The 17,489-nt window shown below is 52.3% G+C and carries 17 protein-coding genes; 14 read left to right on the forward strand and 3 right to left on the reverse strand.

Going from position 1 to position 17,489, the window contains the following annotated elements; all coding sequences use genetic code 11:
• Positions 1-40 precede the first annotated feature (40 nt).
• The 7 genes from ubiE (at position 41) to tatD (ending at position 5,659) form a co-directional block, all read left to right on the forward strand.
• On the forward strand, positions 41-796 hold the full coding sequence (gene ubiE / locus UC14_RS09755; protein ID WP_013577436.1) for a bifunctional demethylmenaquinone methyltransferase/2-methoxy-6-polyprenyl-1,4-benzoquinol methylase UbiE: 756 nt from the start codon (positions 41-43) through the stop codon (positions 794-796).
• Between the two features lie 13 nt (positions 797-809).
• Positions 810-1,418 carry an SCP2 domain-containing protein gene (locus UC14_RS09760; RefSeq protein ID WP_013577435.1) on the forward strand — a complete coding sequence of 203 codons (609 nt, stop codon included), beginning with the start codon at positions 810-812 and terminating at the stop codon, positions 1,416-1,418.
• Positions 1,415-3,046, forward strand: a complete 1,632-nt coding sequence (ubiB, locus tag UC14_RS09765; protein ID WP_013577434.1) for a ubiquinone biosynthesis regulatory protein kinase UbiB — start codon at positions 1,415-1,417, stop codon at positions 3,044-3,046. The genes UC14_RS09760 and ubiB overlap by 4 nt, the downstream gene beginning before the upstream one ends.
• A 73-nt stretch (positions 3,047-3,119) precedes the next feature.
• Positions 3,120-3,386, forward strand: a complete 267-nt coding sequence (tatE, locus tag UC14_RS09770; RefSeq protein WP_013577433.1) for a twin-arginine translocase subunit TatE — start codon at positions 3,120-3,122, stop codon at positions 3,384-3,386.
• 3 nt (positions 3,387-3,389) lie between these two features.
• Entirely contained in the window at positions 3,390-4,037 is a 648-nt protein-coding gene (gene tatB / locus UC14_RS09775; RefSeq protein ID WP_013577432.1) for a Sec-independent protein translocase protein TatB, read from the forward strand.
• A 2-nt stretch (positions 4,038-4,039) separates the two neighbouring features.
• Entirely contained in the window at positions 4,040-4,807 is a 768-nt protein-coding gene (gene tatC / locus UC14_RS09780) for a Sec-independent protein translocase subunit TatC (RefSeq protein ID WP_013577431.1), read from the forward strand.
• Between the two features lie 60 nt (positions 4,808-4,867).
• The gene (gene tatD, locus UC14_RS09785; protein ID WP_112197623.1) at positions 4,868-5,659 is read left to right on the forward strand and encodes a 3'-5' ssDNA/RNA exonuclease TatD; all 792 of its coding nucleotides are present in this window, start codon (positions 4,868-4,870) and stop codon (positions 5,657-5,659) included.
• A 61-nt stretch (positions 5,660-5,720) separates the two neighbouring features.
• Here tatD and rfaH read toward each other — a convergent pair whose 3' ends face one another.
• The gene (gene rfaH, locus UC14_RS09790; RefSeq protein ID WP_015690568.1) at positions 5,721-6,209 is read right to left on the reverse strand and encodes a transcription/translation regulatory transformer protein RfaH; all 489 of its coding nucleotides are present in this window, start codon (positions 6,207-6,209) and stop codon (positions 5,721-5,723) included.
• A gap of 172 nt (positions 6,210-6,381) precedes the next feature.
• Here rfaH and pepE point away from each other — a divergent pair, with 172 nt between their 5' ends.
• The 3 genes from pepE to fre all read left to right on the forward strand — a co-directional run bounded on the left by pepE (position 6,382) and on the right by fre (position 9,542).
• A complete protein-coding gene (gene pepE / locus UC14_RS09795; protein ID WP_013577428.1) occupies positions 6,382-7,107 on the forward strand; it encodes a dipeptidase PepE in 726 nt (241 codons plus the stop codon).
• A 194-nt stretch (positions 7,108-7,301) separates the two neighbouring features.
• Positions 7,302-8,792: a 4-hydroxy-3-polyprenylbenzoate decarboxylase gene (ubiD, locus tag UC14_RS09800; RefSeq protein ID WP_112197624.1), complete on the forward strand. Its 1,491-nt coding sequence runs from the start codon at positions 7,302-7,304 to the stop codon at positions 8,790-8,792.
• Between the two features lie 48 nt (positions 8,793-8,840).
• Positions 8,841-9,542 carry an NAD(P)H-flavin reductase gene (gene fre / locus UC14_RS09805; protein ID WP_013577426.1) on the forward strand — a complete coding sequence of 234 codons (702 nt, stop codon included), beginning with the start codon at positions 8,841-8,843 and terminating at the stop codon, positions 9,540-9,542.
• Positions 9,543-9,658: 116 nt separating this feature from the next.
• Here fre and fadA read toward each other — a convergent pair whose 3' ends face one another.
• Positions 9,659-10,822 carry an acetyl-CoA C-acyltransferase FadA gene (fadA, locus tag UC14_RS09810; protein WP_013577425.1) on the reverse strand — a complete coding sequence of 388 codons (1,164 nt, stop codon included), beginning with the start codon at positions 10,820-10,822 and terminating at the stop codon, positions 9,659-9,661.
• Between the two features lie 11 nt (positions 10,823-10,833).
• Positions 10,834-13,026 (reverse strand): fatty acid oxidation complex subunit alpha FadB, encoded by a 2,193-nt coding sequence (gene fadB, locus UC14_RS09815; RefSeq protein WP_013577424.1) that lies wholly within the window; start codon positions 13,024-13,026, stop codon positions 10,834-10,836.
• Between the two features lie 189 nt (positions 13,027-13,215).
• Between fadB and pepQ the strand changes: the two genes are divergently transcribed.
• From pepQ to hemG, 4 genes are read left to right on the forward strand one after another with little or no spacing between them, the layout of a single operon-like run.
• Positions 13,216-14,547, forward strand: a complete 1,332-nt coding sequence (pepQ, locus tag UC14_RS09820; RefSeq protein WP_013577423.1) for a Xaa-Pro dipeptidase — start codon at positions 13,216-13,218, stop codon at positions 14,545-14,547.
• The gene (locus UC14_RS09825) at positions 14,547-15,158 is read left to right on the forward strand and encodes an IMPACT family protein (RefSeq protein WP_013577422.1); all 612 of its coding nucleotides are present in this window, start codon (positions 14,547-14,549) and stop codon (positions 15,156-15,158) included. The genes pepQ and UC14_RS09825 overlap by 1 nt, the downstream gene beginning before the upstream one ends.
• A gap of 37 nt (positions 15,159-15,195) precedes the next feature.
• Positions 15,196-16,647 (forward strand): Trk system potassium transporter TrkH, encoded by a 1,452-nt coding sequence (trkH, locus tag UC14_RS09830; RefSeq protein ID WP_013577421.1) that lies wholly within the window; start codon positions 15,196-15,198, stop codon positions 16,645-16,647.
• Between the two features lie 22 nt (positions 16,648-16,669).
• Complete coding sequence (hemG, locus tag UC14_RS09835; RefSeq protein ID WP_112197625.1) at positions 16,670-17,209, forward strand: menaquinone-dependent protoporphyrinogen IX dehydrogenase; 540 nt, start codon at positions 16,670-16,672, stop codon at positions 17,207-17,209.
• The last annotated feature ends 280 nt before the right edge of the window (positions 17,210-17,489 follow it).

Raw genomic sequence — 17,489 nt, forward strand, 5'->3', positions numbered from 1 at the left:
CTTCTCCCCAAGAGTTCGACTGAAAAAGCAGGCATAAATAATGGAAAAGCAGACGCCGGAAACCACCCATTTTGGTTTTCGTACAGTAGCCAAAGATGAAAAACAGGAAATGGTGGCAGAAGTCTTCCATTCCGTTGCGGCAAAATATGATTTGATGAATGATCTGATGTCTTTCGGTATTCATCGCATCTGGAAACGCTTCACTATTGATTGCAGCGGTGTCCGTCAGGGACAACGTGTGCTGGATCTGGCCGGTGGTACGGGCGATCTGACCGCAAAATTCTCCCGTCTGGTGGGTGAGAAAGGCGAAGTCGTGCTGGCGGATATCAATGATTCCATGCTGAAGATGGGCCGCGAAAAGCTGCGCAATCTTGGCATCGTCGGCAACGTCAGCTACGTTCAGGCGAATGCCGAGGCTCTGCCGTTCCCGGACAACTATTTTGACTGTATCACCATCTCTTTCGGTCTGCGTAACGTGACTGAAAAAGAGAAGGCGCTGCGTTCCATGTTCCGCGTACTCAAGCCGGGCGGGCGTCTGCTGGTACTGGAATTCTCCAAACCGGTGCTGAAGCCGCTGAGCAAAGCTTACGACACCTATTCCTTCCATATTTTACCGCGTATTGGTGAGCTGGTTGCGCACGATGCTGAAAGCTACCGGTATCTGGCTGAATCAATCCGTATGCATCCGGATCAGGAAACCCTGAAAGGAATGATGGCGGACGCAGGTTTTGAAAATGTGACTTATCACAACCTGACTGGCGGCATTGTGGCGTTACATCGGGGTTTCAAATTCTGATATGAGTATGCCGATGTTGTTAACGCCGTTACTGACTGCCGCTATCGAGACGCCGCTTAATTACCTGCTTTTCAGAGATCGCAGCATGAAGGCGGCGCGGACACGTCTGGCCGGTAAAGTTCTGCGTGTTGAATTGCAGGAACTGAGTACACCACTGACGTTTGTGTTCAGTGAACAGAAAATTGATGTGCTCGGGCAATGGGACGGCGCGGCAGATTGCACCGTCACCTCGAAACTGTCAGTGCTGCATAAGTTACGTGATCGCCAGCAGTTGTCGCCCATGATGCGCAGTGGCGAGCTGGTAGTTGATGGCGATATCGCCCTGGTTCAGCAGTTCTCTGCATTGCTGGATATGGCGGAAATTGAGCCTGCGGAATTTCTGGCACCCTATATCGGTGACATTGCGGCACAGGGGCTGAGTCAGACCGTGCAGGGCGTTTTCAGCTTTTTGCAAAAAGGGTTGAAACACCAGCAGAGCTATGTGGCGCAAACGCTGACTGAAGAGTGGAAAATGGCACCCGGTCCGCTGGAAGTTGTCTGGTTTAGTGATGAGGTTTCCGCACTGGTGTGTGAGCTGGATGCGCTGGATAAACGTATCAAAAAACTGGAGGACAAACCGTGACGCCTAGGGAAATGCGACGTTTATATCTGATTATCCGCATGTTTCTGATCTACGGCCTTGACGAACTGATCCCTAAAATCCGCTTAACGTTACCACTGAGAATTGGTCGTTATCTTTTTTTCTGGTTACCAAATCGTCATAAAGAAAAGCCGTTAGGTGAGCGCATGCGCCTGGCACTGGAACAGCTTGGGCCGGTTTGGATCAAGTTCGGTCAGATGATGTCTACACGCCGCGATCTTTTCCCCCCGCACATAGCCGATCAGCTGGCTTTGCTTCAGGACCATGTTCCGCCGTTTGATGGTGCGAAAGCCCGTCAGCAAATTGATGCCGCGCTGGGTGGCCCGCTGGAAACCTGGTTTGATGAGTTCGATCAGACGCCGCTGGCGTCTGCGTCGATTGCTCAGGTGCACACGGCGATCCTGAAAGAAAACGGCAAACCGGTGGTGCTCAAAGTTATCCGTCCGGATATTTTACCGACCATTGTTGCTGATATCCGTTTGATGTCGCGTCTTGCTGGCTGGCTACCGATTTTGTTACCGGATGGTCGCCGTTTGCGTCCGCGTGAAGTGGTACGTGAGTATGAGAAAACGCTGCTTGATGAACTGAATCTGTTACGTGAAGCCGCGAATGCCATTCAGCTTCGCCGTAACTTTGAAGGTAGCCCGATGCTGTATGTGCCGGAAGTGTACCCGGACTATTGCAGCGAACAATTGATGGTGATGGAACGTATTTACGGGATCCCTGTTTCTGATATTGAGGCGCTGAAAAAACAGGGCACCAATATGAAATTGCTGGCGGAGCGCGGTGTACAGGTCTTCTTCACTCAGGTTTTTCGCGACAGTTTCTTCCATGCGGATATGCATCCGGGCAATATTTTTGTGAGCTACGAAACGCCTGAAGATCCTTGCTACATAGGCATTGATTGCGGCATAGTTGGTTCGCTCAATAAGGAAGACAAGCGCTATCTGGCGGAGAATTTCATCGCGTTCTTTAACCGTGATTACCGCAAAGTAGCTGAATTGCATGTCGATTCCGGCTGGGTCCCGCGAGATACCAACGTTGAAGAATTCGAATTTGCAATTCGGACAGTGTGTGAACCGATTTTTGAGAAACCGCTGGCGGATATTTCCTTCGGTAACGTATTGTTAAATCTGTTTAATACGGCTCGCCGTTTTAATATGGAAGTCCAGCCTCAGTTGGTGTTGCTGCAAAAGACACTGTTGTATGTCGAAGGCCTCGGGCGTCAGCTTTATCCTCAACTGGATTTGTGGACAACGGCGAAACCTTTCCTCGAAAGCTGGGTTCGTGATCAGGTGGGTCTGCCGGCGATGATCCGCGCACTGAAAGAGCGTGCGCCGTTCTGGATTGAGAAAATGCCTGAACTGCCAGATTTGGTTTATCAGAGCCTGCATCAGCACAAGCTGTTGCAATACAACATTGAGAAGCTTTCCTCCCAGATCCATAACCAGAGTTCCCGTCAGGGGCAGTCTCGTTATTTGTTGGGAATGGGTGCGACGCTGTTACTGAGCGGAACCCTCTTACTGTTGGGTGGCGTTAAGGTTTACCCCGCCTGCCTGATGGCAGCCGGTGTTGTTTCCTGGTTAATCGGATGGAAGCGCGCCAGCTGAGCAAATTGTTTTAAATCGAATGCCGTTTGCGGACGGCAATAAATGTCGTTCCTTCCTGTTTGAGGTGAAAATAATGGGTGGTATTAGTATTACAAAAATCCTGATCCTCGTTGTTCTTGTGGTACTGCTGTTCGGTACGAAGAAACTGCGTGGTCTGGGGTCTGATCTGGGTGCTTCCATCAAAGGCTTCAAAAAAGCCATGAGTGACGACGACAGCCAGTCAAAAACTAAAGACGCTGACGTTTCTCCCACTGATGCTGATTTCGTAGCAAAATCTGTTGAAAGCAAGCCAGAAGCGAAAGCAGAAGACACCAAGAGCCAAAACAAAGAGCAGGTATAAGCCGTGTTCGATATTGGATTTAGTGAACTGCTGCTGGTATTGGTGATTGGCCTGGTTGTCCTCGGGCCCGAGCGTTTACCTGTAGCAGTCAGAACAGTAGCAGGCTGGATCCGTACGCTTCGTGCCATGGCTGCTTCAGTTCAAAGCGAATTGTCGCAGGAACTGAAACTCCAGGAATTGCAGGATAGCCTGAAGAAAGCGGAAGAAGCCGGTCTGAAGAATCTCACGCCAGAAATCAAAGCGTCTATGGACGAGTTGAAAGAAGCCGCAGAATCTATGAAGCAGTCGATCAATTCAGGATTGAATCCTGCAGAGAAAGCTGTGGAAGAAGCCAAAGCGGAAGGCAACACCATCCACAACCCTGTTCTGGATGAAGCTGAAGCGCACCATGATGCGGGTGTGTCTCCTGCTGCTGCCGACAATGTGGTTTCTGCACCGGCAACGGCACCACAAAGTGCTGTTGATGCCGCTCTGGCCTCAAATAAAACGGCGCATGTTGCGGCTGAAAAGCTGACGGCCTCGGCGGAACACGCGGCTGACGCTTCTGTTGACGTTTCACCGGTTGTGAAAACTGCTGCTGAAGCCCCTGTGGCTGAACCCGCAGCACCGGCTAAACCGGCTTCATCAACTCAAACGACAGGCGAGCGTTAAACATGGCAGTTGAAGATACACAACCCCTTATCAGTCATCTGATTGAGCTGCGTAAGCGCCTGTTAAATGCCATTATCTGCATTATTGTGGTGTTTTTAGCGCTGGTTTATTTCGCAAATGACATCTATCAGTTGGTGGCTTCACCGCTGATCAAACAAATGCCGCTGGGCGCGAGCATGATTGCGACTGACGTCGCGTCGCCGTTCTTTACGCCTATCAAACTGACCATGATTGTCTCGGTGTTTGTCTCTGCACCGTTCATTTTGTATCAGGTCTGGGCATTTGTGGCTCCGGCGCTCTACAAACACGAACGCCGTCTCATGATGCCGCTGCTGTTTTCAAGCTCCGCGTTATTTTATCTCGGTGTGGCGTTTGCTTATTTCGTCGTGTTTCCGCTGGCGTTTGCTTTCTTTGCGAAAACTGCACCGGCTGGCGTGCAGATAGCCACCGACATTAACAACTATCTCGATTTCGTGATGGCGTTGTTTATGGCGTTTGGCGTCTCCTTCGAAGTGCCTATCGCGATTGTGTTGCTTTGCTGGAGTGGTGTAACGACACCCGAAGACTTGAAAAAGAAACGTCCGTATGTGCTGGTCGGGGCTTTTGTGGTCGGGATGTTGTTAACACCGCCGGATGTGTTCTCGCAAACATTGCTGGCCATTCCAATGTACCTGTTGTTTGAAATCGGCGTGTTCTTTGCCCGTTTCTATGTCGGAGGCCGTCGCCGGTCGGACGTCGACAACGAGACCGATCCGGATCAGCCTGCTTAAAGTTTCTTTCGTTATACATAGAAACCGCCCTGTTGGGCGGTTTCTGTTTCAGGACTCCCCATGTTTGAAATCGGTATAAATCTCACCAGCAGTCAGTTTGATAAAGATCGGCTGCAGGTAGTGGAAAGAGCCAGAACTGCCGGTCTGAGCGGCATGTTGATCACCGGAACGTCAGCGCAGGAAAGTGTCGAAGCGCAGAAAATGGCGGATGAGCATCCTGATTTTTGCTGGTCGACGGCGGGCGTGCATCCGCATCAGGCAAGTGACTGGAATGCGCAGGTTGAAGCCGGTATCCGTGAGCTTGCAGTGTTACCCAATGTTGTGGCTATCGGTGAGTGCGGGCTGGATTTCAATCGCAACTTTTCTCCGGCAGATCGACAGGAAGCGGCTTTCACGGCACAGCTGGCGCTGGCGAAAGAATTACAGTTGCCGGTGTTTCTGCATTGTCGCGATGCTGGTGAGCGCTTCGCCGCGTTGCTGAAACCCTGGCTATCCGATTTGCCGGGCGGCGTGGTTCATTGTTTCACCGGCACCCGTCAGGAGCTTGAGTTGTATTTATCTCTCGGACTGTCGATTGGTATTACCGGTTGGGTGTGCGATGAGCGTCGCGGGCTGGAATTACGTGACATGCTGCCGCTGATCCCTGCGGACAGGTTAATGCTTGAAACCGATGCACCGTATTTACTGCCGCGTGATATGGAAAACAAGCCGAAAAACCGCCGCAATGAACCGGCTTTCCTGCCGCATATTGTTAAACAGGTCGCGCTGTGGCGCGGGGAAGATCCTCAGTGGCTGGCAGATATCACGGATGACAATACACGTAAACTTTTTGCATTGTCCGCGCGCCGCTGAACCCAATGATAAAGGCACCTTTAACGGTGCCTTTATCATTTGTACTGGGCGGAGATGCCGGTCAGATTTTTTGGAAGTGCGTATTTTCGATGCTCTGACGAACCGGCTGGTTGATGAGGTTAAGCATCAGCAGTGAACGTGCTTCGCCGTCCGGTTCAGTATAAATCGCTTCGATACCGGCAAAAATCCCGTCGGTAATCACCACCTGATCGCCTTCATATGGCGTATCAGGATCACGGATTTCAATTGTTGGTGGCTCCATCAACTGTTTGATGACATCAGGCTGGACGGTGGCCAGTTTCGCACCAAAGCGGATGAAGTGGCTGACGCCACGCGTTGCGTTGATCGTCGTGGTATGGATCCGCTCAGGGTCGAACTCGATGAACATGTAATTTGGAAACAGTGGCTCGCTGACCGCAGTGCGGCGTCCGCGCACCAGTTTTTCCAGTGTGATCATCGGCGTCAGGCAGTTAACGTTCTGGCGTTCAAGATGTTCTTTTGCGCGAAGAAGCTGACCACGTTTGCAATAGAGTAAATACCAGGATTCCATAGTTTCCCACATAAAAGCGTTGAGCGGGGCAGCATACCAAAAGCCGCTCATGAGATACAGACAGTGCAAGTCTATGCAGACGTTTGCTGATTGTCGGCCCGTTATCTTTTATTATCGGAGAAAAGCGCGTTCTTATCCCCTCTATTAATCCTATTTTATCAGGAGAAATCTCATGGAGCTGTTTTTACTGAGTAACGGCAAGCTTTCAGGTGAATCTGAGTTACTGGGTTACGCTAAAACGCGCATCCAGACTATGTTTGAGGCACACAATATCACCTCTGCCGTGCTGGTCCCCTACGCCCTGATCCGCAGTGATTACGATGCCCGCGCCTTGGAACTTTCTGATACGTTGGGCATTCGCGTCAGTAGCATTCATCATGCAGAAAATCCTGCTGAAGCTATTGCCGGCGCACAATGCATTTTGATCAGCGGCGGGAATACCTGGATGCTTAATCAGATGCTGCATGAACATAGCCTGATCGTACCGATTCAGCGGGCAGTGCGTGAGCGCAATGTGCCTTATGTTGGCTGGAGTGCGGGTTGTAATGTCGCCACGCCAAGCATCCGCACCACCAATGATATGCCTGTTCGCAACTCTGTGGTTCTGCCTGCTCTCGGCCTGTTCCCGGTGCAAATCAATCCGCATTACATCGATGCCCATTTAAGCGGTCATATGGGCGAAACCCGTGATGAGCGCATTGCGGAATTCTGCGCGGTTAACCCGTCTGAATCAGTGATTGCGTTGCGTGAAGGCAGCCTGTTGCAGGTGTCCGGCAATGATCTGAGTTACTTCAGTGCTAAAAATCAGGGGTTTAAGGTTTTCCGCCACGGGCAAGACACACAGGAATATCAGGATACTCAGGCGCTCCAGCCTCTGGTGTCTTTTAACTGCGTGTGATTGTCGTCGCGATATAACTTCCGCACCGTCAGACCAAAAATACCCGGCCTGACGGTTATACTGCTTTTTCGTTATCAGACTTTACTTACCAATAAGAAATTTACTGATAACAAACTTGCTGATAACAAAAAAGCAGCAACAACTCCGGAGAGGCTCTATAATGCTCTCCTTCAACCTGGCGACTCAGAATCAGCATGAAATACCGTGATTTACGTGACTTCCTCTCGTTACTCGAAAAGAGAGGCCAACTGAAACGCATTAGCCAGTCAGTTGACCCTTATCTGGAAATGACCGAAATTGCCGATCGTACCCTGCGTGCAGGTGGTCCGGCGCTTTTGTTCGAAAATCCTAAAGGCTACGACATGCCGGTTTTGTGCAATTTATTCGGCACACCTCAGCGTGTGGCGATGGGCATGGGCAAAGAAGATGTCAGTGCGTTGCGGGAAGTCGGTGAATTACTGGCGTTTCTGAAAGAACCTGAGCCGCCACGCGGTTTGCGTGATTTATACGACAAAGCGCCGAAGTTTAAACAAGTGCTGAACATGCCGACCAAAATGCTGCATTCGGCACCTTGTCAGCAGCAGATTTGGGAAGGTGATGCGGTCGATATCACCAAAATTCCGGTGATGCAGTGCTGGCCGGAAGATGCCGCGCCGCTCATCACCTGGGGCCTGACTGTGACTCGTGGCCCGAACAAGCCGCGTCAAAATCTGGGCATTTATCGTCAGCAGGTGTTGGGTAAAAATAAAGTGATCATGCGCTGGTTGTCCCATCGGGGCGGCGCGCTCGATTTCCAGGAATGGTGCCAGCAGAATCCGGGCCAGCGTTTTCCGGTTTCCGTGGCGCTGGGTGCCGATCCGGCAACGATTCTTGGCGCTGTGACGCCGGTGCCCGATACGCTGTCTGAATATGCCTTTGCCGGGTTGTTGCGTGGTAACAAAACGGAAGTGGTGAAATGTATTTCCAACGATCTGGAAGTGCCTGCCAGCGCCGAGATTGTGCTTGAAGGGTATATCGAGCCGGGTGAAATGGCACCGGAAGGCCCTTATGGCGACCACACCGGCTACTATAATGAAGTGGATAGCTTCCCGGTGTTTACCATTACGCACATGACGCAGCGAAAAGATGCCATCTATCATTCGACCTACACCGGCCGTCCGCCGGATGAACCTGCGGTTCTGGGTGTGGCGTTGAATGAAGTGTTTGTGCCAATCCTGAAAAAACAGTTTCCGGAAATTGTTGATTTCTATCTGCCGCCTGAGGGTTGCTCCTACCGTCTGGCTGTCGTTACCATGAAGAAGCAATACGCCGGTCATGCTAAACGCGTGATGATGGGGGTCTGGTCATTCCTGCGTCAGTTTATGTACACCAAGTTTGTGATTGTGTGCGACGACGATGTGAATGCCCGCGACTGGAACGACGTTATTTGGGCGATCACCACCCGGATGGATCCCGCGCGGGATACGGTTCTGGTGGAAAATACCCCGATTGATTATCTCGATTTTGCCTCTCCGGTTTCGGGGCTTGGCTCAAAAATGGGGATGGATGCGACCAACAAATGGCCGGGTGAAACGCAGCGTGAATGGGGACGTCCGATTGTGAAAGATCCGGAAGTCACCGCGCGTATCGATGCTATTTGGGATGAACTCGCTATTCTTAATGATAAAGACGATGCGAAAAAATAATCGAATCTTTGTCCTACGCTTTGCTTTGATGACCCACAGAGGGAACGCATGACAACATTGAGCTGTAAAGTGACCTCGGTTGAGGCGATAACGGATACGGTGTATCGCGTCCGCTTGGTTCCGGAAGCGCCTTTCTCGTTCCGCGCGGGTCAGTATCTTATGGTGGTAATGGATGAGCGTGACAAGCGCCCGTTCTCGCTGGCCTCGACGCCGGCTCAACACAATGTGATTGAGCTGCACATCGGCGCGTCTGAACTGAATTTGTACGCGATGGCCGTGATGGATCGCATTTTGAAAGAACAGGCAATCACCGTTGATATTCCGCACGGCGATGCCTGGTTGCGCGAAGATGGCGAGCGTCCGCTGGTATTGATTGCGGGCGGAACGGGCTTCTCTTACGTGCGTTCCATTCTGATCACAGCACTTGAGCAGCAACCGCACCGCGATATCTCCATTTACTGGGGCGGGCGTGAACTGAAGCATCTGTACGATCTTGGTGAGCTGGAAGCGATGAGCATTAATCATCCGAACCTGAAGGTGATCCCGGTAGTTGAACAGCCGGAAGAGGGCTGGCAGGGCAGAAGCGGTACCGTGCTGAGCGCGGTTTTACAGGATTTCTCTTCACTGGCTGAGTACGACATTTATATCGCCGGTCGTTTTGAGATGGCTAAAATCGCCCGTGAACGTTTTGTCGCCGAGCGCGGTGCGCAGGAAGACCGTCTGTTTGGTGATGCTTTCTCTTTCATCTGATTGAACAATGAAAAAGCCCGCCCCTGACAGGCGGGAAAACGGCAACTAAAACAGGCAGAACACATTGATGAAAGCGGGCTAAATGCCCGCTTTTTTGCTTTTGCACAAAGAGAGAATCAGATGCGTTCGAAAACGGTCGCAATGCCCTGACCTAAACCGATACACATGGTCGCAACGCCAAACTGGACGTCGCGGCGCTCCATCAGGTTCAGCAGTGTGGTGGAAATACGTGAGCCGGAGCAGCCGAGCGGGTGACCGAGCGCAATGGCACCGCCGTTCAGGTTGACGCGATCCTCCATAGTTTCCAGCAGTCCCAAATCTTTCACACACGGCAAGGCTTGTGCGGCGAAGGCTTCGTTCAGTTCGAACAGACCGATGTCCTGCACGCTCAGTCCGGCGCGTTTCAGAGCCAGACGCGTTGCCGGCACCGGGCCATAACCCATAATGGACGGGTCGCAGCCCACCACCGCCATGGCGCGGATGCGGGCACGGGCTTTCAGACCTAAAGATTTGGCACGGGATTCACTCATCAGCAACATTGCCGATGCGCCGTCGGAGAGGGCAGAAGAAGTTCCCGCCGTGACAGTGCCATTCACCGGATCGAACGCCGGGCGTAAAGCTGCCAGTGTGGCGACCGTCGTTTCCGGGCGGATCACTTCGTCGAAATCATAACGGATCAGAACGCCATCGGCGTTATGGCCTTCGGTCGGCACAATTTCGTTAGCGAAATGCCCGTCTACGGTGGCTGCATGAGCACGCTGATGTGAACGTGCGGCAAATTCATCCTGCATTTCACGGCTGATCTGGTGCATTTTTGCCAGCATTTCCGCCGTCAGTCCCATCATCCCTGCGGCTTTCGCTACTGTTTTGCTCAGTCCCGGATGGAAATCCACACCGTGATTCATCGGCACATGACCCATATGTTCCACACCGCCGATCAGGCTGACCTGTGCGTCACCGACCATAATGGCGCGGGCCGCGTCGTGCAGTGCCTGCATGGAAGAGCCGCACAGACGGTTGACCGTAGTCGCGGGAACACTGTGCGGTATTTCCGCCAGCAGCGCCGCGTTACGGGCAATGTTGAAGCCTTGTTCCAGCGTCTGCTGGACGCAGCCCCAGTAAATATCATCAATATCTTTGGCGTTCAGCGCCGGATTACGGGCCAGTACGGCACGCATCAGATGCGCGGAGAGATCTTCAGCCCTGACATGGCGGAATGCGCCGCCTTTTGAACGGCCCATTGGCGTGCGGACTGCGTCAACAATGACTACGTTTTCCATGATTTCGGTCCTTATGCCTGATTACCGGTGCTGAAGTTTTCCAGCGGAGCGGCAACCGGATAGTAACTTTCATTGGTTTGCGCTTTAGCGCGTAGCCCTTCCGGTGCCTGATACATCGGCCCCAGATGTGCATACTGTTCAGTCATTTTCAGATACTCAGTGGTACCGAGGGTATCGAGATAACGGAACGGGCCGCCGTGGAAAGGAGGGAATCCGATGCCGTAGACCAGCGCCATGTCGGCTTCGGCCGGGCTGGCAATAATGCCTTCCTCAAAGCAGCGCACCACTTCGTTAATCATCGGAATCATCATGCGGGCGATGATGTCCTGCGGTGAGAAGTCAGTGTGTGCTGGTTTCAGGTTGTCGGCCAGCAGACTGATCGCCTGTTCGTCAACTTCCTTGCGCGGCTTGCCTTTGCTGTCTTCGCTGTAACGGTAGAAACCGAGTTGATTTTTCTGCCCAAAACGACGGTTATCAAACAGCACATCAACAGCGTCACGGTAATCCCGTGCCATGCGCTCAGGGAAACCGGCGGCCATCACGGCCTGGGCGTGATGCGCGGTGTCGATGCCGACCACATCCAGCAGATAAGCCGGACCCATCGGCCAGCCGAACTGTTTTTCCATCACTTTGTCGATCTGGCGGAAATCAGCGCCATCACGCAGTAACAGACTGAAACCGGAGAAATACGGGAACAGTACGCGGTTGACGAAGAATCCCGGGCAGTCGTTGACCACGATAGGCGTTTTACCCATCGCCAGTGCGTAAGAAACGATGCGCGAAATCGTTTTGTCTGAGGTTTTCTCACCACGCACGATTTCGACCAGCGGCATACGATGCACCGGGTTGAAGAAGTGCATACCACAGAAGTTTTCCGGGCGTTTGAGCGAAGACGCCAACAGATCGATAGGAATGGTCGAGGTATTCGAGGCCAGAACGGTATCGGTGCCGAGCAGAGATTCCGCTTCCGCCAGCACCGCGGCCTTCACTTTAGGATTCTCGACCACGGCTTCAACGACCACAGAGGCACGTTCGATGCCGCTGTAATCCAGCGTCGGATGAATGGTCGACAGCACTTTAGCCATTTTCAGACCGTCGAGTTTACCGCGCTCCAGTTGCTTGTTCAGCAACTTGGCAGCCTCGTTCATGCCGAGCGTCAGGGACTGGTCGTTGATATCTTTCATCACAACCGGCACGCCTTTCAGCGCAGACTGGTAGGCGATCCCGCCGCCCATAATGCCCGCGCCCAATACGGCGGCCTGTTTTGGTTTTTCGCTGTCTTGCGCCAGTTTTTTGGCTTTGCTTTTCACAAACTGATCGTTAAGGAAAATACTGACCAGTGCGCGGGCTTCTTTTGATTGTGCGAGCGGCACAAAGCTGGCGGTTTCCAGCTGCAACGCTTCATCACGACCCAGACGGGCCGCGGCTTCTATGGTTTTCACCGCGCTCATGGGCGCCGGATAGTGTTTACCGGCATTTTGCATGACCATACTTTTGGCGACGCTGAAGCTCATCGCCGCTTCAATCTGGCTGAGTTTCAACGGCAGACGTTTAGGATCACGACGGTTATGCCATTCCAGTTTGCCGTCAACGGCGTTTCTCAGCATGCTGATGCCAGCGTCGCGCAGTTTATCGGCTTCAACCACTGCATCGACCAGCCCGACTTTCAGGGCCTCTTTTCCGCTGATATTTTTACCGGCGGCGATAATTTCCAGCGCACTATCGGTCCCAATCAGACGTGGCAGACGTACGGAACCGCCGAAGCCCGGCATAATTCCTAAACTGGTTTCCGGCAGGCCAATCCGGGCATCGGCAGTGCTGATACGAAAATCTGTCGCCAGCACGCATTCGCAACCGCCGCCCAGCGCATAACCGCTGATGGCAGAAAGTGTCGGTACCGGCAGGTCTTCCAGCCGGTTAAAAATGCTGTTGGCGAAATCCAGCCATTCATGCAGTTTTTCGGCTGGCGCGTTGAACAGGGATAAAAATTCGGTGATATCCGCGCCCACGATAAACGCTGGTTTGGCCGAACTGAGCAGCAGACCTTTCAGGTCAGACTGTTTTTCAAGTACTGCAATGGCTTCGCCCAGGCTGGCGACAGTTTGGGTGTCGAGCTTGTTAACCGAGCCTGGAGCATCAAACACCAGCTCCGCGATACCGCCGTCGAGCCAGTGCAGGTGTAGTGTTTCGCCTTGGTAGAGCATGTGTCTCTCCTGAATCATCTGGGATGATCTGGTATGACCAGATGTTTTGGAGTGTGGTTTTTATGTTAATAATTTGCAAATGAGATGTGTTTTATTTGCAGGCAAGATCACAAACCTTCCGGGACTATGGTCGCGGTGAGGCTGTGGTAAGATGCTGCATCGTCATTCAGGTGAAAAAAGGACAGTTGGATGGAATCGCTTACTACGCTTTATAAAGAACATATCGCCACGCTGCAGACGCGTGCCCGTGAAATTCTGCAACGTTCTCAGCTTGATGCGTTACTGATTCACTCCGGTGAGTTGCTGACGACCTTCCTTGATGACCACAGTTATCCCTTCAAAGTCAATCCGCAGTTCAAAGCCTGGGTGCCGGTCACCAAAGTGCCGAACTGCTGGTTGTGGGTGGATGGCGTGAATGCGCCGAAGCTGTGGTTCTATTCTCCGGTGGATTACTGGCACAGCCATGAGCCGCTGCCGGAGTCCTTCTGGACGAAAGAGATTTCCCTGACGCCGCTGGCCAACGCTGACGATATCAAAGGCCAGTTGCCGGTTGATCTCAAACGTGTGGGTTACATCGGTTACAGTCAGGAACGTGCGATCAGCATGGGTATCCCTGCGGCGAACGTGAATCCGAAAGTGGTACTGGATTTCCTGCATTATCATCGCGCTTACAAAACAGACTATGAACTGGCCTGTATGCGTGAAGCGCAGAAAGTCGCGGTCAGTGGCCATCGCGCGGCGAAAGAAGCATTCCTTTCCGGCATGAGCGAATTTGATATCAATCTGGCGTATCTCACTGCTACCGGCCATCGTGATACCGATGTGCCTTACAGCAACATTGTCGCGCTCAATGAACACGCTTCCGTACTGCATTACACTACGCTCGATAATCAGCCGCCTGCCGAAATGCACAGCTTCCTGCTTGATGCCGGTGCAGAATATAACGGTTATGCCGCCGATCTGACGCGTACCTATGCCGCAAAACCGGACAGTGATTTTGCAGCACTCGTGAAAGATCTCAATACGGAAGAACTTGCGTTAATTGATACGATTAAAGCCGGTGTGCGCTATACCGACTATCATGTTCAGATGCATCACCGTATCGCCAAATTGTTGAAAGCGCATAAGCTGGTGGTGGATATTAGTGAAGACGCCATGGTGGAACAGAACCTGACCGGGCCTTTCCTGCCGCATGGTCTGGGGCATCCGCTGGGGTTACAGGTTCACGATGTCGCCGGGTTTATGCAGGATGATACCGGCACGCATCTGGCCGCGCCTTCGCAATATCCCTACCTGCGTTGTACCCGTGTGATTGAGCCAGGCATGGTGCTGACTATCGAGCCGGGTTTGTATTTCATCGATTCGTTGCTGTTACCGTGGCGCGAAGGGCAGTTTAGCAAACACTTTGCCTGGGATCGCATCAATGCCATGAAGTCATTTGGCGGCATTCGTATCGAAGACAACATTGTCATCCACGATAATCGTATCGAAAATATGACACGTGATCTGAAGCTGGCCTGATGCAGCCTTATCCCGTCCCCGCTGAGCCTGTCAGTTTCAGCGAAGAAATAAAGAAGAGTCGCTTCATCACCCTGCTGGCGAGAACTGAGGGAGTTGAAGTGGCAAAGGCTTTTATTCAGGAGGTCAGAAACCAGCATCCGGCAGCGCGTCATCACTGCTGGGCGTTTGTAGCTGGCGCGCCTGCTGATTCTCAGCAACTGGGCTTTTCTGATGATGGCGAACCGGCGGGCACAGCCGGTAAACCGATCTTAAGTCAGCTGATGGGAAGCGGAGTCGGGGAGATCACCGCCGTCGTGGTGCGTTATTACGGTGGCATAATGCTGGGTACTGGCGGGTTAGTGAAAGCCTACGGCGGCGGTGTTCAGCAGGCATTAAAACAACTTATCGTGCAGCAAAAGGTTCCGCTGGCGGAGTTCGCGGTGCAGTGTGATTACAGCCAGTTACAGCTGGTGGAAACGCTGCTTTTGCAGGTTGGCGGCCATATTTTACGCAGTGAATACGGCGCGGCGGTGGATCTCGTTCTGGCGTTGCCTGCCGCAGATGCACCGGCAACCGTCAGCCATTTGTTCGATATCAGCCGTGGCACGCTAATCCTGCGTCCGGTTTCTTAAATTTTTCTATGGTTAATTCGCTGAGGAACGCACCAGCATGCATTTTCGTGCCATAACACGCATTGTGGGGGTGCTCGTCATCCTTTTCTCGGGAACGATGATTATTCCCGGTCTGGTCGCTTTAATTTACCGCGATGGTGCGGGGCGTGCGTTCAGTCAGACCTTCTTTGTCGCCCTGGCGATTGGGTTATTTCTCTGGCTGCCAAACCGGAAGCAGAAAAGTGAGCTGAAGCCACGGGAAGGTTTCCTGATTGTGGTGCTGTTCTGGACGGTGCTGGGCAGCGTCGGGGCATTGCCTTTTCTGTTCTCCGAGCGGCCGAATCTTTCCCTTACCGATGCTTTCTTTGAATCTTTCTCCGGCCTGACGACGACGGGCGCGACCACGCTGGTCGGGCTGGATTCTTTGCCGAAAGCGATTCTCTTCTACCGGCAGATGCTGCAATGGTTTGGTGGTATGGGGATCATTGTGCTCGCGGTAGCCATTCTGCCGATATTGGGGGTCGGCGGAATGCAGTTGTATCGCGCCGAAATGCCGGGGCCGCTGAAAGATAACAAGATGCGCCCGCGTATCGCCGAAACAGCAAAAACGCTGTGGCTTATCTATGTGCTGCTGACCATCGCCTGTGCGCTGGCATTATGGGGCGCCGGTATGCCGGTCTTTGATGCCATCAGCCACAGTTTCTCGACTATCGCTATCGGTGGCTTCTCGACGCATGATGCCAGCATCGGCTATTTCCATAGCGGAACGATTAATACCATTGTGGCGGTATTCCTGTTGATCTCCGGCTGTAACTACGGCCTGCACTTTGCGGTGCTGAGCGGGCGAAACCTCAAGGTATACTGGCGTGATCCGGAATTTCGCATGTTTATCGGCGTGCAGTTCACGCTGGTCGTCATCTGCACGGTGATTCTGTGGATCCACAATACCTACGGCTCGCCGCTGGAAACGCTCAATCAGGCATTCTTCCAGGTGGTATCAATGGCCACCACCGCAGGCTATACCACTGACAGTATTTCCAAATGGCCGCTGTTCCTGCCGCTTCTATTATTGTGCTCTGCTTTTATTGGTGGTTGTGCCGGTTCAACGGGCGGCGGTCTTAAAGTGATCCGTATTCTTCTGCTTTATTTACAGGGTTCACGCGAGCTGAAAAGGCTGGTTCACCCGAATGCGGTTTACACCATCAAATTGGGTAACCGAGCTTTGCCTGAACGTATCATAGAAGCGGTATGGGGTTTCTTCTCTGCTTACGCACTGGTGTTTATTGTCAGCATGCTGGCGATTGTTGCCACCGGTGTGGATAACTTCTCCGCCTTTGCTGCGGTTACCGCCACACTCAATAACCTTGGCCCGGGGCTGGGGGTGGTGGCTGATAACTTTGCTTCGATGAATTCCGTGGCGAAATGGATCCTGATCGTCACCATGTTGTTTGGTCGTCTGGAAGTCTTCACATTATTAGTGCTGTTCACGCCGACGTTCTGGCGGGAATGAGTTTTAAGAAAGGAAAACAAGTATGAAAGCGTTGATACTCTATTCAAGTCGTGACGGGCAGACACATGCTATCGCTTCTTATATAGCAAGTGAGCTGAAAGAAAAGTGCAACTGCGATGTTGTTGATCTGGTACATGCGGAACATGTCGATTTGAAAAGCTATGACCAGGTGATGATCGGCGCTTCTATACGTTACGGTCACTTTAACCCGGTGCTGGATAAGTTCGTTAAAAAACACGCCGAAACCTTGAATCACATGCCGTCGGCTTTTTTCGGCGTCAACCTGACAGCGCGCAAACCCGAAAAACGTACGCCACAGACTAATGCCTATGTACGTAAATTCCTGCTGGCATCCCCGTGGGAACCGGCAATGTGCGGTGTCTTTGCTGGCGCATTACGTTATCCGCGATATCGCTGGTTCGATAAGGTCATGATCCAACTGATTATGCGGATGACAGGTGGTGAAACAGATACCCGTAAAGAAGTGGAATATACCGACTGGCAGCAGGTGGCCAAATTCGCTGAAGATTTTGGGCAAATATCGTATAAAAAATCGCAATAATGCGGGCTTAATAGACGTTCAGGCCAAAAAGAAAGCATTCAGAAAGTTTTTTGAAATTAGGGGTTGCGGCCTTCTGAGAACTCCCTATAATGCGCCTCCACTGACCGGGAACAACGACTCCTCTAACAAGAACCAAGTCGCCCAGTCAGGAAGAATCAACCCGGTGAAAACACCGCATCTTGTAAAAGAAAATGGTTGACTCTTCAGGGAGAAAGAGTATTATCTGCCTCCCACGTTGCTGAGTTAATTCTCGCAGCGTACGCTCTTTAACAATTTATCA

It is taken from the genome of Rahnella sp. NRRL B-41462, assembly GCF_003263525.1.
GTDB classification, from domain to species: Bacteria; Pseudomonadota; Gammaproteobacteria; order Enterobacterales; family Enterobacteriaceae; genus Rahnella; species Rahnella aceris.

Coding starts and splice junctions, on each gene's coding strand:
- fadA (WP_013577425.1), bottom strand. CDS start 10,822: ATGGAAAACGTAGTCATTGTTGACGCAGTCCGCACGCCAATGGGCCGT.
- ubiE (WP_013577436.1), top strand. CDS start 41: ATGGAAAAGCAGACGCCGGAAACCACCCATTTTGGTTTTCGTACAGTA.
- hemG (WP_112197625.1), top strand. CDS start 16,670: ATGAAAGCGTTGATACTCTATTCAAGTCGTGACGGGCAGACACATGCT.
- tatC (WP_013577431.1), top strand. CDS start 4,040: ATGGCAGTTGAAGATACACAACCCCTTATCAGTCATCTGATTGAGCTG.
- pepE (WP_013577428.1), top strand. CDS start 6,382: ATGGAGCTGTTTTTACTGAGTAACGGCAAGCTTTCAGGTGAATCTGAG.
- UC14_RS09825 (WP_013577422.1), top strand. CDS start 14,547: ATGCAGCCTTATCCCGTCCCCGCTGAGCCTGTCAGTTTCAGCGAAGAA.
- ubiD (WP_112197624.1), top strand. CDS start 7,302: ATGAAATACCGTGATTTACGTGACTTCCTCTCGTTACTCGAAAAGAGA.
- UC14_RS09760 (WP_013577435.1), top strand. CDS start 810: ATGTTGTTAACGCCGTTACTGACTGCCGCTATCGAGACGCCGCTTAAT.
- fre (WP_013577426.1), top strand. CDS start 8,841: ATGACAACATTGAGCTGTAAAGTGACCTCGGTTGAGGCGATAACGGAT.
- tatD (WP_112197623.1), top strand. CDS start 4,868: ATGTTTGAAATCGGTATAAATCTCACCAGCAGTCAGTTTGATAAAGAT.
- fadB (WP_013577424.1), bottom strand. CDS start 13,026: ATGCTCTACCAAGGCGAAACACTACACCTGCACTGGCTCGACGGCGGT.
- rfaH (WP_015690568.1), bottom strand. CDS start 6,209: ATGGAATCCTGGTATTTACTCTATTGCAAACGTGGTCAGCTTCTTCGC.
- pepQ (WP_013577423.1), top strand. CDS start 13,216: ATGGAATCGCTTACTACGCTTTATAAAGAACATATCGCCACGCTGCAG.
- trkH (WP_013577421.1), top strand. CDS start 15,196: ATGCATTTTCGTGCCATAACACGCATTGTGGGGGTGCTCGTCATCCTT.
- tatE (WP_013577433.1), top strand. CDS start 3,120: ATGGGTGGTATTAGTATTACAAAAATCCTGATCCTCGTTGTTCTTGTG.